This window comes from Listeria grayi DSM 20601 (genome assembly GCF_000148995.1).
Lineage (GTDB): Bacteria > Bacillota > Bacilli > Lactobacillales > Listeriaceae > Listeria > Listeria grayi.
Genome location: NZ_GL538352.1, coordinates 398,117 through 424,976, shown reverse-complemented (window position 1 = coordinate 424,976; position 26,860 = coordinate 398,117). Strand labels below are relative to the sequence as shown.

The following is a 26,860-nucleotide window of genomic DNA, read 5'->3' as shown; positions in this document are numbered from 1 at the left end:
GCCTGCCTAAAAAAGGAGGTATTGGTCATGCACCAAATTTTCAAATCTAATGAACAAGGACAACTTGAAGAAGTAGAAGTAGCTTCTAGAGGCGCTTGGATCAACATCGTTGCTCCCACCTCGGAAGAAATCAACCAATTAGCGGAACAATATGATATCCCGCTTGAATTCTTGGAGGATTCACTCGATAAAGATGAAAGTGCCCGGATCGAACGGGATGATGATACAGATTCTGTATTGATTATTTCCGATTTTCCAATTGTCGATGAGGACGACATTCATTACGCATCGTTTGAAACACTGCCGCTTGGTATTATTCTGACAAAAGATTATTTTTTTACCATTTGTACGGTAGAGTCTTCCATTATCCAATCTTTTATCCGAAAACGCATCAAAGGGTTTTATTCCCATATGAAGACACGATTCGCTTTGCAGATCCAATATATGATCTCGACTCAGTTCTTGCGCCATCTAAAACGTTTGAACCGGCAAACTGATGAAATCGAAAAAGAATTGCACGTTTCGATGAAGAATAAACAACTATACGATTTGATGGGGATCGAAAAAAGTTTGGTTTACTTTGTGACCGCACTGAAATCCAATAAGCTTATTTTGGACAAAATGATGCGACAAAATATCGTGAAAATGTACGAAGAGGATCAAGATCTCTTAGAAGATGTTATCATTGAAAATCGACAAGGTATCGAAATGGCAGAAGTCCATTCTAATATCCTGAGTGGAATGATGGATGCTTATGCTTCGATCATTTCCAATAATATGAACGTTGTCATGAAGTTCCTAACTTCCTTTACGATCATTTTAACGATCCCGACAATGGTTTTCAGTTTTTACGGCATGAATGTGGCTTTGCCATTAGATAATTTCCCATTCTCTTGGATGCTGACACTCGGCATTTCTTTTGGGATCGCTGGTATCGTTACCTTTATTTTCTGGAGAAGAAAGTTCTTTTGACATAAAAAAGCAGCCCGCTCTTTTAGAGAGTATCGGGCTGCTTTTTCTTATGCCTTCGATTTTTCTACTTCTTTATCCAACAGATTCGCCAGTTCTTTCGGTTCAATATGTTCATCGAAAATGTATTCCCCGACGATGACAGTTGGTACGAAAACGATGTTGGCGCGGTTTGCTTCTTCCACGATTTTTTCTGCTGCAGATTGGTTGTTTTTCTCCGTATAGCCTAGTGTTTGCTCCATGTAACCACCGACTTCATCAAGTGGTAGACTTCCCCAATCATCTTGCGTGTTATAGATTTCTTCGATTTGTTGTAGCGCGATTTTCGGATTTTCATAATCCAAATAACGATGTGTTACGTTACCGCGCTGTAAGCTTTCTTTTTCTTTATCAAAAGGTTTCACGATCAATTCGATTTTACCTTCTTCGATAAATTCAGCGATCACCTCGCGTGATTTATCTTGCCACTGGCGGCAGAACGGGCATCTTAAATTGACGAATGAGATCACCTTGACGGGAGCATCTTCTCTGCCAATGTGAATCCCTGTTTTTGCATCTACTTCATTTGCTTTGATTTGACTTATATCCATGTTTATTTCCTCCTTTAATTAAGGACGCATTTTGATGTAGCTGGTGGAAGCATCTTTCACTTCTTTCATCACGCGGTAGATGGAATAACCGCTAGCGTCTTCAAATTGGTTCCCGATTTGTTTTTCTTCACCTTTAGAGGGGACCACGTTTTTAAAACGGACATACCTTTCTTTGATCTCAGCGACACTCGCGCCTGCTTCATACGCCTGCTCGATCACTGCTAAGAAAGCTACTACTTCTGTGATTTCTTCTCTCGTCCACTCCGGGTCGATCGGATAGCTATATTCCATGAGTTCCTTCCCCCTCCTTGCCACTCCATATTGGATTTGCCAAATGGGCAGCGACAATCTGATCTAAATTTTTCTGTTCTTGTTCGGATAACTTGATCTCTAATACGTTTTTGACCCCTTCTTTTGCAATAACAGCAGGAAGGCTCAGAAACAATGGCTCGGGAACTGCATATTTAGTGTTTACCTCAATTCCGACAGTTAAAACTTTCGATTGATCGAAAGCGATCGCTTCCAAAATCTCGGTGATTCCAAATACGAGTGCCGATTCCATTCCAAACGACAGCTGATCAAGCGCAGTGACATCCGCCAGATTTTGTTCCAGTTGTTGCAAGTCGCCTGGTGAAAACAGCTCATTTTGTTCGGCGATATAGGTCAGCAGTGGTTTTACACCGATATAACTTCTGCTCCATAGCGGCAAAGTATGTGCTTCACTATCTCCGATCACATAGCTGTGTACATTTTCGGAAGACACTTGAAATTTGGTTGCTAATTGAAACTGCACGAATCTAGTCAAGAGCAAAGTCCCGATGGCGATGATATTCTGAGCCGGCAGCCCAGAAAGCCGTTTGATCTCGCTAGCCGCTTCATTACTATACTTCGTTGCCACAATTACTTTTCCATAAAAACCGCTTTGCATCATCTTTTTCACTTTCGACTGAAGCAGTTCCAGATTTCCTGAAAGATCAAGGTCATTCATTTCTTCTTGAAAGAAGATCGCGATCTCTGCTTCTTTGCAGGTCGCATAGGTGGTTCCCTGAATTATCGCTCTAGAATGGTAGTACTGACTAAACGCATAATCGCTAACTGCTGGACGATAGGCCTCATCGACGACACTGATCGCCGTTCGCTGATCCCAACGCAGCAACGCTTGTAATAATAAAGGTATAGCAGGGTCTTTGCCAATAATGGCTATTTTCAACGCGTCTCTCATAGCAAGCCTCCTTCTCTAGTCTTTATTGTAGCATGGCGATTTTTATTTATACAATGAATTGCTCTAAAAAGCAGTTCCTAGCGGGAAAGATAGTATTCCAGATTTGTTGGTTTTTCGCTATTAAGAGCAAAAAAAAAACCATAAAGGTTTTTTTAGTCTTCGAGTTGGCGTCTTTTCTTTAATAATGATGTGAAAACAATAAACAAGATTGGCATGATATAGCTTACAACGACTAAAAGCAGCATTTCAAAAAATGATTTTTCAATAACGCCCTTTGTCATTTTCAAAAAGCCAGTGATCGGTGTTGCCAAGATCTCGATAACGGATCGCCAACCGCCTGTGTCATGTAAATGATGCAGAAAACCAATAAAGAAAGCGATGATCGTCAACACAAAACAAACTGCAGCTACTAGATAAACAACCCAAAATGTGATTTTTTTACCGATTGATACATTTTTTCCCATATTCTCACCTAGTTGATTTCTGATTTTAGACCTACTTTGTCATTATACGCCTTTTTTTCTTAAACAGATAGTTTTTTTATAGAAGAAAACGCTATTCTAAATAGAATAGCGTTTTCGTTGTATTAAATGTGGATTGGACGTCCTAATGCAAGTTCAGCTGCTTCCATTGTCAATTCGCCAAGAGACGGATGCGCATGGATAGTCAACGCAATATCTTCTGCAGTTACGCCAGTTTCAATTGCTAGACCGATTTCTGAGATAATATCAGAAGCGTTCATTCCAGCAACTTGAGCACCGATAACCAAACCATCGGATTTACGAGTAACTAAACGCACAAATCCTTCTGGAGCATCTAGCGAAAGCGCACGTCCATTACCACCGAATGGGAATTTAGCTGCTTTTGCATCGATACCTTTTTCTTTTGCTTCTTTTTCTGTCAAACCAACTGTAGCAAGTTCAGGATCACTGAATACTACTGCTGGAAGTGCGTTATAATCGATTTCGGATTTTTCGCCGGAAATTGCTTCTGCAGCAATTTTAGCTTCGTAGCTAGCTTTGTGAGCCAAAGGAACGCCAGGTACGATATCGCCGATCGCAAAGATGTTAGATACGTTTGTACGGCCTTGTTTGTCAACTTCGATCAAGCCACGTTCGTTTAATTTAACGCCTGCTTGTTCTAAGCCTAGTTCGTCTGTATTTGGACGACGACCTACTGTTACTAACACGTAATCTGCTTCGATTTCTTTTGTTTCGCCGTTAGATTCGTACGTAACTTTCACACCGTTTTCTGTTTCTTCAGCAGATTTTGCGAGTGCTTTTGTTACGATTTCTACGTTTTTGTCTTTCAAATTGCGTTTTACAAGCGAAACCATGTCTTTTTCATAAGTTGGTAAGATTTCTGGACCACCTTCAAGAATAGTAAGGTCTGTTCCAAGGTTGGCAAATGCTCCGCCAAGTTCTGTACCGATATAGCCGCCACCGATGACAACTAATTTTTTCGGAACTTCTGTAAGGGCAAGTGCACCAGTAGAACTTAGTACACGTTTACCGAATTTGAAACCTGGGATTTCGATTGGACGAGATCCAGTTGCTACGATAACGTTGTTGAATGTATACGTTTGGGCAGAATCCGGGTGAATAACACGTAAAGAGTGTTCGTCAACGAAAAATGCTTCGCCTTCTACCATTTCAACTTTATTCTTTTTAAGAAGCGCTTTAACGCCTCCAGTAAGTTTGTTTACAACGCTGCCTTTCCATTCTTGTGCTTTAGTGAAATCAAGGCTGACATTGTCTGCATTGATCCCCATGTTTGCGGAATGGTTAGCTTCTTTGAAACGGTGACCGATCGTAATAAGCGCTTTAGAAGGAATACATCCAACATTCAAGCAGACACCGCCATAATTTGCTTTTTCAATAATTGTTACTTTTTGACCAAGTTGTGCAGCGCGTATTGCAGCTACATAGCCACCAGGGCCGGCACCAATAACGATTGTATCGCGTTCTTCTGGAAAATCTCCTACTACCATAATTTTACGCCTCCATTAGTAATAATTCTGGGTCATTCAATAACCGTTTGATATTGTTCATTGCTTTTTGAGCTGTTGCGCCGTCAATCACACGGTGATCGAAGCTTAATGATAATGCTAGTACTGGAGCCGCTACAATTTCGCCATCTTTTACGATTGGTTTTTGTGCAATGCGTCCAACGCCTAGAATAGCAACTTCTGGGTAGTTGATAACTGGAGTGAACCATTGTCCACCAGCAGAACCAATGTTGGAAATCGTTGCAGAACCGTGACGCATTTCGTCTGCAGTCAGTTTTCCGTCACGTGCTTTACCAGCTAATTCATTGATTTCATCAGAAATCGCGAAGACAGATTTTTGATCAGCATTTTTGATTACAGGAACATATAGACCGTGGTCTGTATCTGCTGCAATACCTACGTTAAAGTAGTGTTTGTACACTAATTCTTCTGTTTTGTCATCCATTGTTGTGTTAAGAACAGGGAATTCACGCAATGTTGCTACTAAAGCTTTTACCATGTATGGCAAGAAAGTCAGCTTGATACCTTTTTCTGCTGCCACTTCTTTGAAACGTTTGCGGTGCGCCATAAGAGCAGTTACTTCGATTTCGTCCATCAATGTAACATGTGGGGCAGTGTGTTTTGAGTTGACCATTGCTTTTGCGATCGCACGACGTGTTGGCGAAAGTTTTTCGCGTGTTTCAGGGTATGCATCACCAGATGGTGCTGCTTGTTTTGATTTAGCTGCAGTTGGTTCTTCCACTTTTTCATCAGTTGTCGATTTAGCAGTAGATGTATTTTCAGATGTAGCAGTAGCTCCGCCATTTGCAAATGCGTCAATGTCTGCTTTTAGGATACGGTTGTTTTTGCCGCTGCCGCCAACTTGGGTAATATCTACACCTTGTTCACGTGCATATTTACGAACAGATGGCATTGCGATCACGATACCGTTTGGATCTTTTTTAGCGACTTTGTTTTCTGTAGCTGTAGCGCCGACATTCGCAGCATCATTTTTCTCAAGTTCTGCAGTATCAGCAGGAGATTCCGGCGTAGAAGCATGGGAAGTTTCGTTTTCAAACTCGCCTTCAAAGGTTACAAGTCCTTGACCGACTGTTGCAACTGTTCCTTCTTCTACTAAGATCTCTTTGACTGTTCCGTCTACTGGAGAAGTGATTTCTTCTACGGATTTATCATTTTGCACTTCAAAGATGGCTTGATCTTCTTCTACTTTGTCGCCTGGTTTAACGAACCATTTTACGATTTCGCCTTCATGGATTCCTTCACCGATATCCGGTAATTTGAATTCATAAATGCCAGAACCGCCAGCTGGTGCCGCTGCAGGAGCTTCTGCTTTTTCTTCTTGTGCTGGAGCTGGAGCTGGAGCAGCTTCTTCGTCATTTTCGTGACCTTCCACGCCATCAAAAGTGATCAATGATTGACCAACTGTTGCAACTGTTCCTTCTTCCACTAAGATCTCTTTGACTGTTCCGTCTACTGGAGAAGTGATTTCTTCTACGGATTTGTCGTTTTGTACTTCAAAGATTGCTTGATCTTCTTCTACTTTATCGCCTGGTTTAACGAACCATTTTACGATTTCGCCCTCATGGATACCTTCACCAATATCCGGTAATTTAAATGAATATGCCATTATATATTAGCCTCCTATTATTTGTTCAAATTGCTTTGCCCGAAAGTCTTCTGTTTATAGGGACTTGCAGTAAGGAACGAATCCCTACTGCAAGTATATAATCCGATTTGCTTACATTAGAAAGCAATGACTTCTTTTACGCGTTCAATAATATCATTGTGGTTTGGAAGCCAAACTGTTTCTGCTTGCGAGAATGGGAAGATACTGTCTGGAGCTGTAACTCGCATAACAGGAGCTTCTAGGGAAAGAATTGCACGGTCGTTGATTTCAGCAACCACGTTTGCAGCAACTCCGCCTTGTTTTTGCGCTTCTTGAACAACAACAGCACGGTTGGTTTTCTTAACAGAAGCAACGATTGTGTCTGTATCGATTGGACTTACTGTACGCAAGTCGATTACTTCTACAGATACGCCTTCTTTTTCTAAAGCTTCTGCTGCTTTTAGAGATTCTTGAACCATTGCACCGTAAGTAACGATCGTTACGTCTGTACCTTCTCGGCGAACAGCAGCTTTACCGATTTCTACTGTATATTCTTCATCCGGAACTTCTTCACGGAATGAACGGTATAATTTCATGTGTTCTAAGAAAACAACTGGGTCATTGTCGCGGATCGCGGAGATCAATAATCCTTTTGCATCATAAGGTGTCGATGGGATAACTACTTTAAGACCTGGGGATTGCGCAATCAAACCTTCCAAGTTATCAGCATGAAGTTCAGGAGTATGAACACCACCGCCGAATGGCGCGCGGATTACGACTGGAGCATTACGAGTGCCACCAGTACGGTAACGCATACGAGCTAATTGACCTGCTACAGAATCCATTACTTCAAATACAAAACCAAAAAATTGGATTTCAGCAACCGGACGGAACCCTTCTAAAGAAAGACCGATCGCAAGACCACCGATACCGGATTCAGCAAGTGGTGTATCAAATACACGATCTTCGCCGAATTGTTCTTGCAAGCCTTCTGTTGCACGGAAAACTCCGCCATTTTTACCAACGTCTTCACCGAATACTAAGACGTTTTCATCATTTTTAAGTTCAACTGCAAGCGCATCTGTAATCGCTTGAATCATTGTTTTTTGCGCCATGATTATTTCGACTCCTTCGCTTCATAAATTGCCAGTTGCTCTTTGATTGGAGCAGTTGGTACTTCATACATATTTTTAAGAAGATCCGTAACTTTTTGTTTTGGTGTTGCGTCTGCTTCTTTGATCGCTGTTTTGATTTCTTCTTTTGCTTTTTCGATTACTTCATTTTCTTTTTCTTCGTTCCAAAGACCTTTACCTTCAAGGAAAGTACGGAAACGAACGATTGGATCTTTCAGTTCCCACTCGCTGTCAAGATCTTTTGTACGGTAACGAGTTGGATCATCACCAGAAAGTGTGTGTGGACCATAACGATAAGTCATCGTTTCGATCAATGTTGGGCCGTCACCTGCTACTGCGCGTTCACGGGCGAATTTAGTAACCGCGTAAACTGCTAACGGATCCATTCCATCTACTTGTACGCCTGGGATACCAGCTGCTACTGCTTTTTGAGCCAATGTTACGGCAGCAGTTTGTTTTTCACGAGGAGTTGAGATCGCAAACATGTTGTTTTGAACAACAAAGATCGCTGGAGCATGATAAGCACCTGCAAAGTTCATTCCTTCATAGAAGTCCCCTTGAGAAGAACCACCGTCACCAGTATACGTGATTACGACAGCATCTTTTTTACGTTTTTTAAGACCTAGTGCAACGCCTGCAGCTTGTACGATTTGTGCGCCGATGATGATTTGTGGAGAAAGCACGTTCAAATCATCTGGGAATTGGTTCCCTACAAAGTGTCCGCGTGAGAATAAGAATGCTTTTGTCAATGGTAGTCCGTGCCAGATCAATTGTGGCACATCACGGTATCCTGGAAGGATGTAGTCCTGTTTTTCAAGCGCATAGTGGCTTGCTAGTTGACTTGCTTCTTGACCTGCAGTTGGCGCATAGAAACCTAAACGTCCTTGACGGTTCAATGAGATCGAACGTTGATCAAGTACGCGTGTCCAAACCATGCGTGTCATTAATTCTACTAATTGATCGTCCGTTAAGTCAGGCATTAAGTCTGGACTCACGACTTCCCCTTTTTCATTTAAGATTTGAACCATTTCAAATTGCTTGCCAACGGTATCAAACTGTTTCTTTACATCAATAACTGCCTTCTTCGCTTTAGAAGCCATTTTGTATCTCTTCCTTTCCTTATTAACAAGTTATACAGAGCACTGCTTCAAGCAATCACAGAAAAAAGTAGCAATCCGTATGCCTCAAGTTATCTCTGACTTTCCTGATTGTGTATACTAGCAAAGACGCATTCCAATGCGTTTAACTATTGAAATAGAATGTTGCTGTAAGGTCGTTTTATGCGAAAACACTCAACCCTTTTTGTGAAATGAGCTTTTTTCACATAATCACGCAGCACAAAAGTACGTTTTTAAGCAAAACGCATTACATTCTGTTTTAATCAAATCGCGTCTTATTATTAATACACACCAATCTTCTCTTATAATTTACACCACAATTAATGGGAAGTCAACAAGAGGGCTCACAAAAAACTATCGCTTACATTCGCTTTGCAAACCCAATCATTCGCATTTTTGCACTGTATTAAAAACCGCTGTTCAAAATCGTATCTGTTATACAATAAGCTTCATACGACAATAAAACACATTCCTTTGAAGGAATGAAGTCTTTTTACTAAAGTTTGTGAATTCACAAACTTTAGTAAAAATAGAATCACCTATATAACGAATGATAACAGAATACCTCCCGAAAAAGGTTCGCCTTTTTAATTACCCGATTATTTCCCTTTCTAACTTAATTTATTTATTTTTTTCAAAAGGTCTGCTAAAATAATTGTAGTTTAACAAAAGACAGGAGAGAATAATTATGCTTACGATGGACGATATCGTTCGCGAGGGGCATCCAGCACTTCGCAAAGTTGCAGACGAAGTAACGTTCCCCCTTTCTCAAGAAGAGAAAGAATTAGGACGCGAAATGCTCACTTTTTTAAAAAATAGCCAAGATGAAGAAATTGCTGAAAAATACGGTTTACGCGGTGGCGTGGGTCTTGCTGCTCCGCAATTAGCAGTTTTAAAACGTATCATTGCCATCCATATCGAGGATGAAGACCGCACCTACAGCTACACGCTTTATAACCCTAAAATCCGCAGTCATTCCGTGCAGGAAGCTTGCCTTGCTGGCGGCGAAGGCTGTTTATCTGTCGACCGGGAAGTTCCCGGCTTCGTCGTTCGGAAAGAGCGCGTCACGATCGAAGCTTTCGATGAAGACGGCAATCCGATCAAGCTTCGCCTTAAAAGCTACCCGGCGATCGTTGTTCAGCACGAGATCGATCATTTGAACGGTGTGATGTTTTACGATCATATCAATGACAAAAATCCGAATGCATTGCCACCAGATGTGGATGTTATCGGCTAAAAAGCAGCTTGAAATCGAACGCCATTCGGTTTCAAGCTGCTTTTTTTAGATCAATTTAAAATGTTTCAAAGCGTTCCATATACCATCTTCATCCACATGAGATGTAATGTAATCCGCTACTTCCTTCACTTCTGGTCGTGCATTCCCCATCGCAACGCCGCACCCTACTTCCTGCAGCATATCGATATCGTTCAGCCCATCACCGAAAGCATAGGTATCTTCCATCGAAAACCCTAATTTTCGGATTGCTTCTCTTATGCCCACAGCTTTTGATCCGTTAGCTGGACAAACATCGACCGATGACTCATGCCAGCGTAAGAAACGGTATTGTGGGAATTTTTCCGTATAATAATGGTCATATTCCTCTGTACAAAACAATAAGCATTGATAAATTTCGCTGCCTTTGTAAAAGCTGGCATCTACTTTTGGATAGCTAAGTTTTAGTGAGCTCATTCCTTGATGGACACTGTTGTGGTCAGGTAAGTTCACACGCATTTCATCCACCGCCGAAAAAACAATCGGATGATCATGTTCTGTCGCATCTGCGATCAATCTCTCCAGCGATTCTTGCGGAAGTGGTTTCGTATACACTGCTTCCCCTTCAAATACAACGTACTGTCCGTTAAAACAAACATACGAGCGAATATCCAGTTCTTTGCACAACGCCTCTAGCATAAATGGTGCCCGCCCAGTTGAAATCGCTACATAAATGCCATTTTCTTGTAATAAGCGAACAGCGGCTTTCGTGGATTCCGGAAGCTGCTTTTCTTCATTCAGCAATGTTCCGTCCACATCAAAAAATACGATTTTAGTCATGTGTCTCTCCTTTGCTTTGATTCTTTTTCTATGGTTAAGTATAGCAGAATAAGCAGCGAAAAACGATAGGCGGCGCGGACTTTTGTGAGGAAAATAAAAACTAGGTTGCCGATTTCTTCCTCTTACGAAGAAATCGGCAACCTAGTTTTTTGCGCTATTATTTATTTTTCTCTATCAATTCGTTCATTTCTTTATTTAATGCTTCGTTTTCTTTTTTGCTGTCAGCGCCATAATCGCGTTTTACTTTGTAGTTTTCCACATCTACTGGCTTTTTGATTTTGTAAGTGTTTCCTTGTTTGATGAAGGTGGAACGTGCACCATATGAGGGGAAATAATGTTCTTCCTTGATATAATCGGTTCCCTTCCCAATAACATAGGCAACATCCGTATTTTTTTCAGTTGGCATGGTACCTTCTGAAAGATGCAGTTCGTTGGTTTGTTTATCATAACCTGCACTTTCAAGAATAGTGATTTTCTTGTTTTCAAGCCCCTTACCTGATTGGGTCAAAACTTTAGTCACTAATAAGGTTATTTTAGTTTGAGGGACCTTAAAGTTTCTTTCTTGGATAAGAATCGATTCAGTAGCAGTCACTTTCCCAATAACGGCTATCCCTGATGTATCCGAATACTCATTAAACAGCTGTTTTTTTATAGTAGAAGCGTCTCCGATATAACATGCTGAACTGCCTATCATTTCAGGTTTTTTCTGTAATATCTCTGCCGTTAGACTTGCTTTTTTGGGAGCCTGTTCTATTTTTGCTTCAGTCTTTCCACAGCCTGCTAATAGCAAAAAACTCGTTCCAATGCCAATCAATAGATATCTTTTTTTCATCGCTGATCGCTCCTTTTCATATAAGTATCAGGATGAATCCAAAAATAACGTCTATTTTCACCATAATTGTCGACCCCGCCTTTTAATTTATGATTATCCGGGTAAGTATTATATCCGTTTGCGGCTTGAGTAGTAACTGGCAAGCCACCAATTAGCAACATACAAATCAAAAGGCTACTGCTCCATTTTTTCATTTTATCCAACTCCTACTATGATGATCGATTAGAAATGTGACAGGAATAAAATAACTATTTGTGAACACTTATTTATTTTCAAACAATGCTTATCTCTTTAAACAACCGCTGTTATTAAAAGCATTGTAGCACATTGTATCCCACTGAGCAAAAGCGATATATCTTTCCTTTTTTCGTGATAAATCAAATTTTTTTAAAAGCTAAATTTTTTTAATAAACTTTTAAACGTTAGATGGGGCACTTATTTTATCTACATTAATAAAATATCGTTTATTTTTGCTTTTCATCCTAAAAAGTAATATCAAATTTTTTTTAGGCATTTCAAAATCCGCCTAAAAAAGCATGTAAAAAAAAGAATTCTTCCACTCTTTTCAAGAAATTAAATGGTTTGTAGTAGCTTTTCTGCGAATTTGTGGTATATTAGATAGCAAGGATATAGTTCGGAATTTGTTTTACCCATTAACCACATGAAAAAGAGATGTTAATTTTACGAAATGGCTTTTTATTTTTGAAAAAATACTCTGTCATTTTGTCTTAATTACTATCTATAATCTGTTAAATGACGGAACTGTAAGCGCATGGAAACGAAAGCTAGTTGCTTACTTCACTTTAACTTTGTCTTTTTTCTATCATCAGACGTCCGATTTCTATATTTTAATGACTAAGCGAACGAAACAGATTTTTACATTGGGGATAAAGATTTGTTTTCCAATCAATTTTTTTATTTTAAAGGAGCGAATATAATGATTTTTAAAGTATTTTATCAAGTAACAAACAGTGAAACGCCAGTCCGCGAAAACACGCAATCTATCTATATTGAGGCTGAAAGCGAAGTAGAAGTACGCCAAATCTTAGCAGCCCAAGATTTTCATATCGAATTCATCGAGAAATTGAGCGATGCACATTTAGAATATGAAAAATCCCAACCTGATTTTAAATTGTGGGAGAAATAAGTTTTTATGAAATTTGTGAAGAATAATGAAACAGCTGTTTTCGCTTTGGGCGGTCTGGGCGAAATCGGGAAAAATACGTATGGCGTACAATTTCAAGATGAGATCATTCTTATCGATGCTGGGATCAAGTTCCCGGAAGATGAGCTACTTGGGATTGATTATGTAATTCCTGATTATAGCTATATCGTAAAAAACAAAGAAAAGATCAAAGGTCTTTTCATTACCCATGGTCACGAAGACCATATCGGCGGAGTCCCCTATTTACTCCGCGAACTGAATATTCCGATCTATGCCGGTAAATTAGCCAGTGCGCTTATCCGTAACAAATTGGAAGAACATGGTCTTTTGCGTCAAGCAAAGATCTATGAATTTGAAGAAGATGATGTATTTAAATTCCGGAAAACAAGCGTGTCTTTCTTCCGAACTACGCACAGTATTCCAGATGCTTATGGAGTCGTTGTGAAGACACCTTCTGGTAATATCGTGCATACAGGTGACTTCAAGTTTGATTTCACACCGGTGGGCGAACCTGCTAATTTGACAAAAATGGCGGAAATCGGAAAAGAAGGCGTACTTTGCCTCCTTTCAGACAGTACCAACGCAGAAGTGCCTACTTTCTCATTAAGCGAACGTGTCGTGGGTGAAAGTATCAAAAATATCTTCCGTGATGTGGAAGGCCGAATTATTTTTGCTACCTTTGCTTCCAATATGTATCGCTTGCAACAAGTCGTCGAAGCTTCGATCGAAGCAGGACGCAAAATTGCTGTTTTTGGTAGAAGTATGGATTCCGCGATCGAGATCGGCAGACAACTTGGCTACATCCAAGCGCCTAAAGATACCTTTATCGACACCCATCAGTTGAACCGTTTACCGGCCGGCAATGTAACGATTCTATGTACCGGAAGTCAAGGAGAACCAATGGCGGCGCTATCGCGTATCGCTAATGGAACACACCGTCAGATCCAGATCCAGCCTAATGACACGGTAGTTTTCTCCTCTTCTCCAATTCCAGGAAACACGATCAGTGTCAACCGCACGATCAACTTGCTTTATCAAGCAGGCGCAGATGTGATCCACGGAAAAGTCAATAACATTCATGCTTCCGGTCACGGTGGTAAACAAGAACAATTATTGATGCTTCGCTTGATGAAGCCGAAATACTTCATGCCGATTCATGGTGAATTCCGGATGCAAAAGATCCACTCCGAAACAGCCTTCGAGACTGGAGTTCCACTTGAAAACAGTTTCGTACTTGGTAATGGCGATGTATTAGCATTGACTGCTGATTCTGCTCGTTTTGCTGGTAAGATCCATGCAGCAAGCGTCTATATTGACGGTAGCGGTATTGGCGACATCGGCAACATCGTACTTCGCGACCGCCATGTGCTTTCCGAAGAAGGTCTTGTGATCGTGGTTGTATCGATCGATATGAAAAACTCGAAGATCATGTCCGGTCCAGATATTATCTCACGCGGCTTTATCTACATGCGTGAATCCGGTAATCTGATCGGCGAAGCGCAAAGTATCTTGAAACGTCACTTAAAAGACGTGATGGAACAACAAACTTCCAAATGGTCAGAGATCAAAAACGAGATCACCGATACACTACAACCTTTCTTATACGAAAAAACAAAACGACGTCCAATGATCTTACCGATCATTATGGAAGTTTAAGCTATAAATAAAAACCAGAGAAGCAATCCATAGCGGATTCGTTTCTCTGGTTTTTTATTAGGTCAGCTCTTTTCGAATTATTTATCCAACTCCGTACGAAGTTCTTTATACTGTTCATCCGATAAATAAGCTTTATACGTTTGCAATAGTTGTTGTTTCTTAGCAGCATCAATTGTTTGCCCAGTTGCTTTTACTTGTTTGATTTGGTTCAACACTTGTTTGAATTGTTCATCTGTAATTTTGACTTGCGGTTGCGTTTGTGTTTGTGGTTTCGGCTGGCTCAGCAGTTTTTGGAATTCTTCGTTAGAAAGAATATCTGCTTTTTTAGGCATTACCGGCGCCTTTTTATATTTGCTTGGTGTTACTGTCATTTCCAGTGCCAATGATTTTAAGCTTTGTTGATCTTTTGGCACGATAGTGTAGATCATATCTGTTTTATCGGTCTTTTTGTTTACCGACAGTTTAAGTGTTAGTTTTTGGAAAGTATCCAATGCTTTTTGGAAATTCTTCTCTGAAAATAGCTTCTTATATTCAGCGTATTCTTTCTTAGATTCTGCTGTTTTTTGAGCTAATTTGACAACTTCCAACATTTCTTTCTTATCAAAGGTATGTGTGATCACATCGCCGTCGACAGTAAATGATTTTTTATCCAACTTTTTCAAATAATCGCGTACTTCTTTTTGATAATCTTTGGCAAAAGCTTCTGCTGTTTTTGGATCGATTTGGTTATTCTTTGTTTCTGTTTGCGAAAGTTTGTTTACTTCTTGAAGAGATAAATATTTGCCTTTGATTTTTTCCAATTGCGCTTCGTTAACAGGAACATTCTGTCCAAAACTAGACGCGATCTTGACAACCGGTTGAACGAAATCAGTGGAGATATAGGTATCTTTCCCATTTCCTACTAATGTAAATGGAATTTCTAGTCCAGCTGCTTGAAGTTTTATATTCACCTCTGCCGCTTTATTGTTTTTGATGTAATCTCCGGAAATACGTGCATTCTTGATTTGTGAAGTTACCATTGCAACGGAAGAATTTTGAGAAGTATCTCCCAACTGCAGATCCTTGATCTTCATTTCAAAAGTTCCCGCTCCCTGTTTCATATTCGAAACTTTTGCAAGCGATTGGATCATATCTTCTCGCGGATCTTTTCCACAAGCACTCAGTAGTAATAAAACCAGCCCTAACATTAGCCAAAACGATTTCTTTTTAATAATTCCCATTTATACGCTTCCCCTCATACTTCTATTTTTCGTGATGTCTTTTATTATAGCATAGAAAAGCACGCTTGCCCTTCCTTCAAAAAAATGTTGGATTTTCGCCACAATTTCGCCTTTTTTATATACGAATATCAAAATTATTGGATTTGTTCTTGCAACCGTTCGATATCATCATCGGAGCCGATAACGATCAAAACATCACCTTCATGCAGAATGTCGGTTGGTTCCGGCGTGATGATCATTTGTTTATCGCGTTTGATCCCAACGATATTCACTCGAAACGAATTGCGAAAATCCAAATCAACAATGCTTTTATTTAAAAAGCGGCGGTTAGAGACAGAGATCTCTACCAAGCTGTACTCATCGGATAATTCCAAATAATCGAGCATATTCTTAGAAACGATGTAATGCGCGATTCGGCGCCCCATGTCACGCTCGGGATGGACAACACGGTCCGCGCCAATTTTTTCCAGTAATTTGGCATGTTTGTCATTCGTTGCCTTAGCAGTAACATATTTTACTCCTAATTCTTTTAAAATCAATGTAGTTAAAATACTAGACTGAATATCTTCGCCGATTGCTACGATAACATGTTCAAAGTTGCGGATACCAAGCTGACGAAGGGCATTTTCATCTGTAGAATTAGCAATGACTGCATGGGTCGCGATCGACATATACTCATTGACGCGTTCTTCATCTGAGTCGATCGCCAAAACTTCCATTCCCTGTTCGACCAAGGAACGACAGATACTTCCGCCAAAGCGGCCTAAGCCAATGACAGCGAATCCTTCTTTCATAGTTATTGCCTCCTTACTTTTTCTTTACTAGATCATGCTGAAACGCATAGATCGCAGCTTGTGTACGGTCTTGGACATCTAGTTTGGATAAGATATTGCTCACGTGTGTTTTGACTGTCTTGAGTGTGATGTATAGTTCATCCGCTATTTCTTGATTGGCTTTTCCTTCTGCGATCAGCAATAGGATCTCATTCTCGCGATTCGTCAATTCATCGTGAAGATTTTTCTCTGGTTTTGCAGTGAGACGCTGCATCATTTTACCGGTGACTTCCGGTTCCAAAACAGTGTCTCCTGCATATGTAGCCCGAATGGCGTCTGCGATCTCAGAAGCAGTAGATGTCTTGAGCATATAGCTGCTTGCCCCCGCTTCTAGTGCCGGGTATACTTTCTCATCGTCTAAAAAGCTGGTGACGATGATGATCTTTGCTGTTTTCCATGCTTTCATGATTTGTTTAGTGGCTTCAATACCGTCCATTTCATCCATTACCAGGTCCATCAAAATAATGTCCGGCCTTAGTTCTAGAGCAAGTTCCGTACCTTCTCTGCCGTTGCTTGCTTCTCCAACTACTTCCATGTCATCTTGAACAGACAGATAGGCTGAAACACCGATCCGCACCATTTCGTGATCATCAATCAATAATACTTTGATCATTATCTTCACTCGTCCTTTCTACTACAAGTGGAATTTTTACCTCCACGCTCGTCCCTTGGTTTGGAAAACTGATAATCTTGATTGTTCCGCCAAATTCCTCTACGCGTTCCCGCATATTTTGAAGTCCATAAGAACCTTGTGCTACTTCGCCCACGTTGAATCCCACGCCGTCATCTACGACTTTCAAGATAGCGACTTGATCCACGATTGCTAGCCGTACTTCGAGTAAAGCTGCTTTCGAGTGCCTCAATGTGTTCGATAATAGTTCTTGAACGATCCGAAAAAGATGATCCTCGATTCCTTTTTTCAAAGCGATATCAGCGATTTCCCATCTTACTTCGATCGGAATTTTCGCTGTCAGTTCTTGAAGCAGCTGTTCCATTCCTACTTTTAGCGACTTGCCTTCTAGCTGAGTCGGACGCAAGTGAAGTAATAATGCTCGCATTTCAGATTGCGAATCATTGACGATGCTTTCTACTAATTTAAGCTGTTTCTGCATCGCCGGAGTAGCATTTTTTTCTCCTTGTTCATTTAATGCAGATAATAGCATCATGGCCGCAAAAAGCTGTTGGCTCACGGAATCGTGAAGTTCTCGTGCGATTCGATGTCGTTCCTCTACTAAAATCGCTTCTTTTGACTGACCTGCTGTTTCTGCATATCCGCTTGCTATCTCTTGCGTTCTGGCATTTTGCAGTTGCATTTTTTTCCGCAACCGATTGATTTGCTGATAGACCTGTTGAATCTCAGCGAAAGATTCTTCCTTTTCGATCGCTAGGTTTTTCTCCAAATCGCCTTGTTCTAATAGGCGCAGCGAAATATCGATCCCTTCCAGTTTCTGTTTGATATAATACCCGATCAGCGCACCGATAACGACGCCAACTGAAATAACAGTGATCGGCACGAAAATCACGAATGGTACATAAAAGACTTTCTGCCCGATCAGCAACTGATAGATCGTGATGTTGCTCATAAAATAGTAGGCGATGGTTCCGATCAGAGAAGCTGCAAATAACAGCGCTGTCGAATAGATCATCATGAGTTTGGTAAATGTCATAATCGAATCACCTCAAGATCCCCAAAAAGGACAGAAGTTGTGATTTTGACTTTGCGAACCGCATCATTGTAGTTGTCCGAGTAATATTTTACTGTATTGTTCTGCATCGTCATATATTGCTTTTCATATTGTAAATGACCAAAAACAGCTGAATGCTCAATGCAAACGCCAAGATCAAACGGAATAAGCAGCCTGATCTTGCCGGAAATACTGCGGATCATAATGATACTTTCTCCGGTAGGGAGAACTGTGTTGCCAAGGTCGATGATCGTGTCACCGATCCCCGTATGAATATTGATATCGTCCCACTCATAAACCACATCCAGCATCCGCTGATTGCCGAACCATTGATTTTTAACAAAATGCTCTTTACCAGTCTGACGTTCTCCCGGCTCTTTTGTCTGCAACATAAGCAGCTGCGGCGCACGTTTGCGGTTGATATAATAGATAATGGCAAAAATCCCGACGATGACAAGACTGATTTTAAATGTCGTGGTCACTAATACCGATATCAATAGGAAAAAGATCGCAATGATAATATACGATTTTTCCTGCTTCGAGGTGATATTGATTTTTCTCGACATGAATAAAAAGAAGATCCCGACAGCGAAAAAAAGTAGTAATTGCCACCTAAATAGCATTTCCAAACCAATTCCGATCATTACGGCTAAGACAAAAATAAAAACAAATGAGCTTTCGATTTTTTTCAAACTGTCACACCTCCTTTTCTCTGCTGATCCATTTCTTCCTCATTATAAAGAGAAGCGGACTAGCTTTACAAACAGCTAAGGAAGGAAGCCATTCTACTACTTTAGTCTGAGTCTTTATCTTTTTCGACCAATTTTGTGAAAATGCCGTCCTCTTGCGTTACTTTTTTAGCTTTCATCAGCGAACCGATCGCTCGCTTGAATTGCGCTTTGCTGATCCCAAACTTGTTTCTGATCGACTCAGGCGATGATTTGTCACCGAAAGCCATTTCGCCACCAACGCTATTCAAATATGTCAAGATCATCTCTGCATCGTCACTGAGGACCTCATGCGCTCTCCCACGAAGTGATAAGTTCAAAGAGCCATCTGGCTTCACAGCAATGACGCGCGCGGTCACATGCTCGCCCAGACGCGGTTCAGAGTTGCGCTCGCTTTCATGAATAAAACCGATGTGATAGTTGGTCGTCAAAATAAAGGAGCCAATCTTCAATAATCGGTATACCGTTCCTTCTACATTTTCATTGAACAGGGAAGCTTCTGCTTTTCTGCTAATGCCTTTGAACTGATGTTCGTCCGCAAGCACACCCCAAATGCGATCTTTTTCGTCAACTCGCAATGCGATCATCAAACGGTCTCCTTTTTTAGGCCATAAATGTTCTAACTCGGGAAGATCGTCCAGAGAGACAACAATATCTTTTTCAATGCCGATATCTACGAAGACACCTAATTGCCTTTTCACTTCTGTGACCGTGCCATAGCTGTAACGTCCAACTTGGACTTTCGGGATATTGGTCGTGGCTGTGATCTCGTGCTGATATCCTACATAGATAAAGACAGTAACTTGCTCGCCGACCTCATAATCTTGTCTTGCGGTGTTCCCTTTAGGCAATAATACCTCTATTTCTTCTTTTGTAAGGACAAATCCTGATTCCGTTATTTCCTTTACTTCCATCGACTGGCTCGTGCCAATATACTTATTCACGTGATATCCACCTTTGTTTTTTGATATCTTTCATTATAACGTATCGTATGCTTGTAAGCTATAGCTGGTGTGGAAAAGGTCCCATTTTCAGGTAAAAATAAAAACCACAAGAATGTGGTTTTTAGCTTATTGAATAAAGCTTTGAAGCTCCGCTACTTTATCCGCCGCGATCCCCTTGCTGAAATCGCCATCGATTCGCGCTCCGCCGCCAACATGATAAGTGTGATGTTGCAGCTGTGCTTGCAAGTCGGCGATCGTAGTTAGATCCACGCCGCTGCCGACCAAGATCGCAAAGCTGGAAGGGTAATGTTTGCTATCTTGGATCCAACTTTTCAGCCTTTCCACAGCTTGAAATGCCTTATCTGCGCCGCCGGAGGTCAATATTTGAGTGATGCTAGCGCCGTATTGGTTCCGTAGCAACTGATAGCTTGCTTCGATATCAGCTGTTGCATCAATCGCGCGGTGGAATGTCAGATCCAGCTCACCTTTCCATTCGATCACTTTATCCAGCAGATCCGTATCGATCTCGCCCGCTTCTGTCAATGCGCCGAATACGATCCCGGTCGCGCCGATCTTTTTGACCATTTCGATGTCTTTTTGGATGACTGCTTGATCTGCTTTGTCATAGACGAAAGAATGACTATGGGGACGAATCATGATCATACTTGGGATCTTCACGGTTGCGACGATTTCACTAATAACTCCATAACTCGGTGTAAGTCCACCTTCTGCGATCGCAGAAACAACTTCTAGGCGATTCGCGCCGCATACTTCTGCGTCTTTGGCAGCACCTGGGCCTTCAACGATTACTTCTAACATAGCTTGTTCTCTCCTTAAAACAGCAATTTCTACTCTTTGTAACCCTACCATTTTTTGAAATGACTGCGTGTTATCGATTAAAAATTGTTGTTTTTATTTATGATTTGCTGGAAGTTGTGAATACTTCTGTTTTCCCAGCGATTGTTTCGGTAACTTCTTTCCATTCAAATTCAAATTTGCCATCCGCGCTGTTTGTTACGACCATTGGAACGATCGTGCTTGCTGCGTGTTCTTCGATATACGCTAGATCTACCTGGATGATACCGTCTCCCTTCTCGACTTTATCCCCCATCGCTGCTAAAGCTTTGAATCCTTCCCCTTTCAATGCTACCGTTTCCAAACCGATGTGCACTAAGATCTCTTGTCCAAGTTCAGAACGGATCCCGAAAGCATGCAATGTATCTGCTAGTTGGATGATTTCCCCGCTGATCGGTGCTACGATCGTTCCATTGGTTGGTTTGATCGCGATCCCTTCTCCCATCATTTTTTGGTTGAAGACAGGATCGGGTACATCACTAAGTGGGATAAATTCTCCAGTTGCGTGGGCGTAAACGGTTTCTGATTTTTCTTTTTTAAATAGTTTTTTAAACATGCTTTTTCCTCCTTGTTTTGGACTTCTTATCACTAGTACCCCAAAATGAAGTAATTAAAAAGAAAAAGGCATGGAGACGCGGAAAAAGCAATACTCTTTTTCGTGCGTGCCCATGCCTTTTCTTTGCAGTAATTATGAAATCCGATATGAAACATAGTACCCGTATTGTACGATTACTTTCGGTAAAAAGCAATTATTTTCCAGATGGATCTTTTAGATCTTCAATGGAATTGATGTTTTTCATATATGTCGGAACTGCTAGGCCTACTTTAGCACCTTTTAAATTAACACCGAGATCCTCTACTTTATCTTTATAATCGCGATAATAGATTCCTGATGTTTTCGGCAGCCAGGCTGCTACCATACCGTCTGCAGCATCCGTAGCAACGGAAGCCCACATCGGTTGGATCTCCATAGCTTGAATGGTCGGCTTATAGCCTAATTTCCGAAGTACTTCCGCGACTACATTGGTAGAAGCGATTTCGGAATCCCAAGCCACATAGGTCAGTTTGATTGGATCGCCGCTTACTTTCTTGATACCTTTTGTCCATTCTGCTACTTTTTCTGGATGTTTTTTGATCCAATCTTTCGCTGCTTTTTCAGGATCTTCGCCATTGTTGACGGCAAGCATGACTTCTGACATTTCTTTGGAAGTCCAGTTGAAATTATCTAGCAATTCGTATGCAGAAGGTTTTTCTTTTTTAAGTCCTTTGCGAACAAAGGTATGGATGTTTTCTGCTTTGCCGTAAATGTTTTTCGGATCTTTTAAAAATTTCAAATCAAATTTGGTGAACATCCAATGTGGTGTCCATCCTGTGACAACGATCGGACGTTTATCTTTGATTGCTTTTTCAAGTGTACTTGTCATTGCAGCTGTAGAACTTGTCTGTAATTGCCAATTATCTTTATCAAGTTTATACCCCTTGATCGCATTTTGCGTGGAAAGCATGATCCCAGCTCCTGCATCGATCCCGGTGATGGTATAGTTGATTTGTTTACCGAGTGGTTCTTTGGCATCATAAGGGGCAAGTTCCGTACCACAACCAGCGACTACTAAAATGAGTGCAGCGAGTAATACTGTGGTAATCGTTTTTTTGAACAACTTATCCGCCTCCTTAATTACCTGCTTTTTTATTGAATGCTTGGGTCAATCGATCGAGAATGATCGCTACGATCACGATCGCAATACCGGCAACAAAACCACCACCAGCATCGTTACGTCCAACGGCAAAGTAAACACGCGTTCCAAGTCCCATTGCTCCGATCATCGAAGCGATAACGACCATGGAAAGTGCCAGCATGATGCTTTGGTTGATACCAGCCATCATGGTTGATTTTGCCATTGGAAGCTGTACTTTAAATAGTTTTTGCCACGGTGTCGAACCGAATGAATCGGCAGCTTCAACCAATTCCTTCGATACTTGTCTGATTCCTAAGTTTGTCATGCGCACAGTTGGAGGCATTGCGAAGATAACAGAGGCAACGACCCCTGGCACCATGCCGATCCCGAAGAATGCTACGGCCGGGATCAGATAAACGAACGCTGGCATTGTCTGCATAAAGTCGAGAACAGGTTTGAAAATACTCTCGACGATCTCGCTTTTCGCCATCCAGATACCGAGTGGAACGCCGACAACAAGTGCGATCAAGCTACTTGTCAAAACAAGTGTCAATGTTTGTGTCATATCGCGCCAGAATCCTAAATTCAGGATAAGTAGTAGACCGATCAGTTCAAAAATCATCAGTCCCCATTTTTTACCTTTGCGATTGATCCAGAAAGTAGCTGCTAATACGATTAAAATGAATAGCAGTGCCGGGATCAAATCAAAGACCCATTGGAAGGCATTTACAACACCGCCGATAATATTTGTGATGACATTGAAGAAACCTTCAAATTTTGTTAGTCCATCAACGATGCTGTCGATCCAGCTAGCTAATGGTATGGTAGGAATATTAGGCATTGATGTTCACCTCTTTCCCGGATAATGCCGATAGTACGGAACCACGAACGATGATTCCTTTTAATTTGCCGTCTTCTGTCACGGCGATTGGAATTGCTGTTGTCGATACTTGATCCATGATATCTGCTAGCGGGGTATCCGGAGCCGTTGTCGGGATATCCGTGTTGATGACAGACTCAAGTGACGCAATGTTTTCTTTTACTAAACGGGAGACGTCATTTGCATGGACGATGCCTACTAACTCACGATTACGGCGGATTACATAAACACTGGATGTGCCAGCTTCACGCATCCGTTTCAGCGCCACACGTGGACCGTCTTTTTCTAAATTAACGATCTCTGGACGGATCATCACGTTATTGGCTGTGTAAACTTTGGAGCGATCGACATCTTCAATGAATTTTTCCACATATTCGTTAGCCGGACTTGCCAAGATTTCTTCTGGTGTACCGGTTTGAATAACGGAACCGTCGCGCATGATCATGATATGATCGCCGATTCGGAGTGCTTCATCTAAATCATGCGTGATGAAAATAATCGTCTTTTTCATCGTGTCTTGCAGTTCTAATAATTGGTCTTGCATATCTTTTCGATTCAAAGGATCGAGTGCCGAAAAGGCTTCGTCCATCAGCAAGATATCCGGATTATTAGCAAGTGCACGCGCTAGGCCTACCCGTTGCTGCATTCCGCCAGATAATTGGGAAGGATATTGTTCGCCGTAACCAGCTAAGCCCACTAGATTCAGTGATTCTTCTGCTTGCTTGAAACGATCTTGCTTGCTGACTCCTTGGACTTCCAAACCATACTCTACATTACGGATGATCGTCCGGTTTGGAAAGAGTCCAAAACTTTGGAAAACCATGCTCATGCTCTTTCTTCTAACTTCCAGCAATTGCTTTTTATCTAAACTCGATAGTTCTTTTCCGTCTAACCAGATTTTCCCGCTTGTTGGCTCTATCAGACGGTTCAAAAGGCGGACTAATGTAGACTTCCCACTACCGGAAAGTCCCATGATCACAAATATTTCTCCTTCTTCTACTTCAAAAGAAGCTTTATTCACACCAATGGTAGCCCCTGTTTCTTTTAAAATCTCTGTTTTTGTTTTTCCTTGAGCGAGTAGAGAAGATGCTTTGCTAGCTCGTTTGCCGAAAATTTTTGTAAGCTCTTCTACTTTGATCTTACTCAAACTAAAAACCCCTTTCTTTGTCTTGTTATTTTTATACCGTGTTCCTTTCTTTTTCACCAATAAGAAAGAACAGCCTCTACCATTGTACACAAAATCAAGAGGCTTTTCATATTTTTTACACATTTCTTCACAAATAATGCCGCTACGCAACCGTTTTCATCCCCGTCAGCTTAGGAACCAAAAAAAATTTAATTTTTTTTGATTTAATCTTCAAAAAAGCATTGATCGACTTTTTTTGTTAGAATAGTAACAGGAACTTTTGCAGAGAGGTTGGAATAACATGGAAAATGATTTAGCAAAAGATGTGACCCAAAATATGGGCTTTTTCAAAAAGTGGTTGCATTCGATCGACTGGTCGGAATTAGGAACCAATGCGCTGACGACCAGCATTAAAATACTATTCTTGATCGTGTTGTATCTTATTTTAAAATATGTTGGTTTTAAGCTGATACGTGGCTTATTCAAAAAATACCGTCAGCAACAGGCTGTGTCTATTGGCAGAGCCGATACACTGGAAGGCTTGATCTCCAACTTGTATGGCTACATTCTCTTTTTCGCCTTTGCCGTATTGATCTTGCAAAACTTTATCGATGTTACCGCACTGGTAGCCGGAGCAGGGGTAGCAGGTCTAGCGATCGCCTTCGGGGCGCAGGGATTTGTCAGTGATGTCGTAACCGGTTTTTTCATATTATTGGAGCGCCAGATCGATGTCGGCGATTCCGTAACGATCGGTGAAGTGAATGGACTTGTCGAAACATTGGGGTTGCGGACAACGCAAGTACGTGATTTTGATGGAACACTGCATTATATCCCGAATCGTCAGATCATGATTGTCAGCAACCATTCCCGCGGCAATATGCGAGTTATGGTCGATATCCAGATCAATCCGACGGAAAATCCTGATAAAGCAACAGCAATCATCCAAGCTGCTTGTTCACAAATGGAAGCCGAAAATAAAAACATCGTGGAACCACTGACAGTGCTTGGCGTTCAAACGGTTACACCGACCTATCAAGTTATTCGCGTGGTAGGCAAAGCCGTAAACGGTGAACAAGCCGGTGTGGAACGAGATATTTTGAAAATTGCTCGGGAAGAATTGACAAATGCTGGCATCAAATTCCCACTTCCTTTCGTCGCACCATTTAATACAGATCCAAACGCATAAAAAAAGCCCTAAAGTTAGATTTACCATTCTAACTTTAGGGGCTTTTTTATAGATTACAGAATAAACTCAAAATATTTTCATCCTCATCTTTAAGAATAGCGTAGTACTGTCCCCAAGGCGCTTGCCATGGTTCCCGGACGATGTAATCACCGGCCGCTTTCATTTTTTCGATCAAGGCATCGATTTCCGCAGGACTTTCCATCAAAAATGCCAGTTCTACTTTATCTCCGCTTTTTTCTGGTTTAAACCCATAAACATCTTCAATTAGTTCGATCTTGTTTAGAGAAATTCGAACACCTTCATGATCTAACTCTACGTATGGTTCCTTTTCATCTCCAACACTTACATTGAACCCCAGCTGCTGATAAAATCGGATTGCTTTTCCCATGTCACGAACGATTACTCCAACCATGTCTAATTTCATGTTGTTTCCTCCTTTCGCTTTATTTATTCTTCACTTCCAAAACTTCTTGAGCTGTAGGCATCCCCGTTTGAGCACCGACTTTTTGAACGGCGATCGAAGCACCGATGTTTGCGATTTGAATCGCTTCTCTTAGAGCTGCTTTCTCACTCAGCATTTGTGCAAGGATACCGTTAAATGTATCTCCTGCGCCAGTCGTGTCTTCTGCTTTTACTTGTCTGGATGGGATTTTGACGAGTTTGCCTTGTTCGATATAGGCAACACCTTCTTTGCCTAACGTCAAAACTAATTGGCTGTCATATTGCTCTGTCCATTTTATCATTTTTTGTTCTAACTCGCTATCTTCTATCTCTGAGCAACCTAAAAGCTGAGCGAATTCCGTTTCATTTGGCGTGATCAGATCTGCATATGCCAGTAGTTCCTCTGCTTCTTCTGAAAAAGGTGCAGGATTCAAGATCGTGTACACATCGGCTTCTTTTGCTAACTGCAATGCTTTTTTCACAGCAGCGATCGGTGTTTCCAGCTGCACCAGCAAGCAATCCGCTTCTTGAATCAGCTCTTTGTACTTCTTGATATCTTCTACCGTTATTTTCCCATTTGCACCATCTGCTACTACAATAGCATTATCAGCAGGAAGTTTGAAAACGGCTGCCATACCAGAGGGAACATCCTGTTTTTCGATGATTCCCGAGGTGTCGATCGCTTCTTTCTCCAACTGCGCTACGAGTTTTGTGCCAAATGCATCGTTCCCGACGGCTCCGACCATTTTAACTTCTGCTCCCATTCGGGCGGCAGCAACGGCTTGGTTCGCACCTTTGCCTCCATATAAATAATTTGTTTCTTTCGCTAGCACTGTTTCTCCCGTGCTAGGCATTTCTTTGATTTTCATTACAATATCCATATTCAGGCTTCCGACAACCACAACTTTTCCCATCGATTTGCTCCTTACTACTA

The 26,860-nt window shown here is 41.3% G+C and carries 29 protein-coding genes; 5 read left to right on the top strand and 24 right to left on the bottom strand.

Annotated elements, in window-relative coordinates; translation table 11 throughout:
• Positions 1-27 precede the first annotated feature (27 nt).
• Complete coding sequence (locus tag HMPREF0556_RS02290; RefSeq protein ID WP_003755080.1) at positions 28-972, top strand: magnesium transporter CorA family protein; 945 nt, start codon at positions 28-30, stop codon at positions 970-972.
• Positions 973-1,019: 47 nt separating this feature from the next.
• Here the strand turns inward: HMPREF0556_RS02290 and HMPREF0556_RS02285 are convergent, their stop codons facing one another.
• From HMPREF0556_RS02285 to pdhA, 8 genes are all read right to left on the bottom strand, one after another.
• Positions 1,020-1,559, bottom strand: coding sequence for a DsbA family protein (locus tag HMPREF0556_RS02285; RefSeq protein WP_003755078.1), 540 nt, complete (start codon positions 1,557-1,559; stop codon positions 1,020-1,022).
• 18 nt (positions 1,560-1,577) lie between these two features.
• The gene (locus tag HMPREF0556_RS02280) at positions 1,578-1,850 is read right to left on the bottom strand and encodes a UPF0223 family protein (RefSeq protein ID WP_003755077.1); all 273 of its coding nucleotides are present in this window, start codon (positions 1,848-1,850) and stop codon (positions 1,578-1,580) included.
• Positions 1,840-2,781, bottom strand: a complete 942-nt coding sequence (locus tag HMPREF0556_RS02275; RefSeq protein WP_003755075.1) for a Rossmann-fold NAD(P)-binding domain-containing protein — start codon at positions 2,779-2,781, stop codon at positions 1,840-1,842. The genes HMPREF0556_RS02280 and HMPREF0556_RS02275 overlap by 11 nt, the downstream gene beginning before the upstream one ends.
• 152 nt (positions 2,782-2,933) lie before the next feature.
• The gene (locus HMPREF0556_RS02270; RefSeq protein ID WP_003755073.1) at positions 2,934-3,245 is read right to left on the bottom strand and encodes a hypothetical protein; all 312 of its coding nucleotides are present in this window, start codon (positions 3,243-3,245) and stop codon (positions 2,934-2,936) included.
• 122 nt (positions 3,246-3,367) lie between these two features.
• Positions 3,368-4,771: a dihydrolipoyl dehydrogenase gene (lpdA, locus tag HMPREF0556_RS02265; RefSeq protein ID WP_003755071.1), complete on the bottom strand. Its 1,404-nt coding sequence runs from the start codon at positions 4,769-4,771 to the stop codon at positions 3,368-3,370.
• A 4-nt stretch (positions 4,772-4,775) separates the two neighbouring features.
• Positions 4,776-6,416, bottom strand: a complete 1,641-nt coding sequence (locus tag HMPREF0556_RS02260; protein WP_003755069.1) for a dihydrolipoyllysine-residue acetyltransferase — start codon at positions 6,414-6,416, stop codon at positions 4,776-4,778.
• A gap of 116 nt (positions 6,417-6,532) precedes the next feature.
• Positions 6,533-7,510, bottom strand: coding sequence for an alpha-ketoacid dehydrogenase subunit beta (locus HMPREF0556_RS02255; protein ID WP_003755067.1), 978 nt, complete (start codon positions 7,508-7,510; stop codon positions 6,533-6,535).
• Between the two features lie 2 nt (positions 7,511-7,512).
• Complete coding sequence (gene pdhA / locus HMPREF0556_RS02250) at positions 7,513-8,628, bottom strand: pyruvate dehydrogenase (acetyl-transferring) E1 component subunit alpha (RefSeq protein WP_003755066.1); 1,116 nt, start codon at positions 8,626-8,628, stop codon at positions 7,513-7,515.
• A gap of 706 nt (positions 8,629-9,334) precedes the next feature.
• Here pdhA and def point away from each other — a divergent pair.
• Positions 9,335-9,883 (top strand): peptide deformylase, encoded by a 549-nt coding sequence (gene def, locus HMPREF0556_RS02245; protein WP_003755063.1) that lies wholly within the window; start codon positions 9,335-9,337, stop codon positions 9,881-9,883.
• A gap of 45 nt (positions 9,884-9,928) precedes the next feature.
• On the opposite strand, the gene HMPREF0556_RS02240 is transcribed toward def, so the two are convergent.
• The 3 genes from HMPREF0556_RS02240 to HMPREF0556_RS02230 form a co-directional block, all read right to left on the bottom strand.
• A complete protein-coding gene (locus tag HMPREF0556_RS02240; protein ID WP_003755061.1) occupies positions 9,929-10,699 on the bottom strand; it encodes a Cof-type HAD-IIB family hydrolase in 771 nt (256 codons plus the stop codon).
• Positions 10,700-10,856: 157 nt separating this feature from the next.
• Positions 10,857-11,531 carry a hypothetical protein gene (locus HMPREF0556_RS02235; protein WP_003755060.1) on the bottom strand — a complete coding sequence of 225 codons (675 nt, stop codon included), beginning with the start codon at positions 11,529-11,531 and terminating at the stop codon, positions 10,857-10,859.
• A complete protein-coding gene (locus tag HMPREF0556_RS02230; RefSeq protein ID WP_003755058.1) occupies positions 11,528-11,725 on the bottom strand; it encodes a hypothetical protein in 198 nt (65 codons plus the stop codon). Before HMPREF0556_RS02230 ends, HMPREF0556_RS02235 begins: the two co-directional genes overlap by 4 nt.
• 743 nt (positions 11,726-12,468) lie before the next feature.
• Here HMPREF0556_RS02230 and HMPREF0556_RS02225 point away from each other — a divergent pair.
• Both HMPREF0556_RS02225 and rnjA read left to right on the top strand, forming a co-directional pair.
• Positions 12,469-12,678: a DNA-dependent RNA polymerase subunit epsilon gene (locus tag HMPREF0556_RS02225; protein WP_003755056.1), complete on the top strand. Its 210-nt coding sequence runs from the start codon at positions 12,469-12,471 to the stop codon at positions 12,676-12,678.
• Between the two features lie 6 nt (positions 12,679-12,684).
• Positions 12,685-14,352, top strand: a complete 1,668-nt coding sequence (gene rnjA / locus HMPREF0556_RS02220) for a ribonuclease J1 (RefSeq protein ID WP_003755053.1) — start codon at positions 12,685-12,687, stop codon at positions 14,350-14,352.
• Positions 14,353-14,429: 77 nt separating this feature from the next.
• On the opposite strand, the gene HMPREF0556_RS02215 is transcribed toward rnjA, so the two are convergent.
• The 11 genes from HMPREF0556_RS02215 to HMPREF0556_RS02165 form a co-directional block, all read right to left on the bottom strand.
• Positions 14,430-15,572: a hypothetical protein gene (locus HMPREF0556_RS02215; RefSeq protein WP_003755051.1), complete on the bottom strand. Its 1,143-nt coding sequence runs from the start codon at positions 15,570-15,572 to the stop codon at positions 14,430-14,432.
• A 134-nt stretch (positions 15,573-15,706) separates the two neighbouring features.
• Positions 15,707-16,366 carry a potassium channel family protein gene (locus tag HMPREF0556_RS02210; RefSeq protein ID WP_003755050.1) on the bottom strand — a complete coding sequence of 220 codons (660 nt, stop codon included), beginning with the start codon at positions 16,364-16,366 and terminating at the stop codon, positions 15,707-15,709.
• A 13-nt stretch (positions 16,367-16,379) separates the two neighbouring features.
• Positions 16,380-17,018, bottom strand: a complete 639-nt coding sequence (locus tag HMPREF0556_RS02205; protein ID WP_003755048.1) for a response regulator — start codon at positions 17,016-17,018, stop codon at positions 16,380-16,382.
• Positions 16,996-18,072, bottom strand: a complete 1,077-nt coding sequence (locus tag HMPREF0556_RS02200) for a sensor histidine kinase (protein WP_003755046.1) — start codon at positions 18,070-18,072, stop codon at positions 16,996-16,998. The genes HMPREF0556_RS02205 and HMPREF0556_RS02200 overlap by 23 nt, the downstream gene beginning before the upstream one ends.
• Positions 18,069-18,782 carry a cell wall-active antibiotics response protein LiaF gene (gene liaF, locus HMPREF0556_RS02195; RefSeq protein WP_003755044.1) on the bottom strand — a complete coding sequence of 238 codons (714 nt, stop codon included), beginning with the start codon at positions 18,780-18,782 and terminating at the stop codon, positions 18,069-18,071. Before liaF ends, HMPREF0556_RS02200 begins: the two co-directional genes overlap by 4 nt.
• Positions 18,783-18,883: 101 nt before the next feature.
• Positions 18,884-19,762 carry a CvfB family protein gene (locus HMPREF0556_RS02190; RefSeq protein ID WP_003755042.1) on the bottom strand — a complete coding sequence of 293 codons (879 nt, stop codon included), beginning with the start codon at positions 19,760-19,762 and terminating at the stop codon, positions 18,884-18,886.
• A gap of 126 nt (positions 19,763-19,888) precedes the next feature.
• Positions 19,889-20,581 (bottom strand): copper homeostasis protein CutC, encoded by a 693-nt coding sequence (locus tag HMPREF0556_RS02185; protein WP_040486396.1) that lies wholly within the window; start codon positions 20,579-20,581, stop codon positions 19,889-19,891.
• 97 nt (positions 20,582-20,678) lie between these two features.
• Positions 20,679-21,173 carry a PTS sugar transporter subunit IIA gene (locus tag HMPREF0556_RS02180; protein WP_003755040.1) on the bottom strand — a complete coding sequence of 165 codons (495 nt, stop codon included), beginning with the start codon at positions 21,171-21,173 and terminating at the stop codon, positions 20,679-20,681.
• Positions 21,174-21,366: 193 nt separating this feature from the next.
• Positions 21,367-22,275: a glycine betaine ABC transporter substrate-binding protein gene (locus HMPREF0556_RS02175; RefSeq protein WP_003755038.1), complete on the bottom strand. Its 909-nt coding sequence runs from the start codon at positions 22,273-22,275 to the stop codon at positions 21,367-21,369.
• Between the two features lie 13 nt (positions 22,276-22,288).
• Complete coding sequence (locus tag HMPREF0556_RS02170) at positions 22,289-23,134, bottom strand: ABC transporter permease (protein WP_003755036.1); 846 nt, start codon at positions 23,132-23,134, stop codon at positions 22,289-22,291.
• The gene (locus HMPREF0556_RS02165; protein WP_036106287.1) at positions 23,127-24,320 is read right to left on the bottom strand and encodes a quaternary amine ABC transporter ATP-binding protein; all 1,194 of its coding nucleotides are present in this window, start codon (positions 24,318-24,320) and stop codon (positions 23,127-23,129) included. The genes HMPREF0556_RS02170 and HMPREF0556_RS02165 overlap by 8 nt, the downstream gene beginning before the upstream one ends.
• Before the next feature lie 280 nt (positions 24,321-24,600).
• Here HMPREF0556_RS02165 and HMPREF0556_RS02160 point away from each other — a divergent pair, with 280 nt between their 5' ends.
• Complete coding sequence (locus tag HMPREF0556_RS02160; RefSeq protein ID WP_003755031.1) at positions 24,601-25,485, top strand: mechanosensitive ion channel family protein; 885 nt, start codon at positions 24,601-24,603, stop codon at positions 25,483-25,485.
• 46 nt (positions 25,486-25,531) lie between these two features.
• On the opposite strand, the gene HMPREF0556_RS02155 is transcribed toward HMPREF0556_RS02160, so the two are convergent.
• On the bottom strand, positions 25,532-25,909 hold the full coding sequence (locus tag HMPREF0556_RS02155; protein ID WP_003755029.1) for a VOC family protein: 378 nt from the start codon (positions 25,907-25,909) through the stop codon (positions 25,532-25,534).
• Positions 25,910-25,928: 19 nt separating this feature from the next.
• Complete coding sequence (rbsK, locus tag HMPREF0556_RS02150; RefSeq protein WP_003755027.1) at positions 25,929-26,840, bottom strand: ribokinase; 912 nt, start codon at positions 26,838-26,840, stop codon at positions 25,929-25,931.
• Positions 26,841-26,860 lie beyond the last annotated feature (20 nt).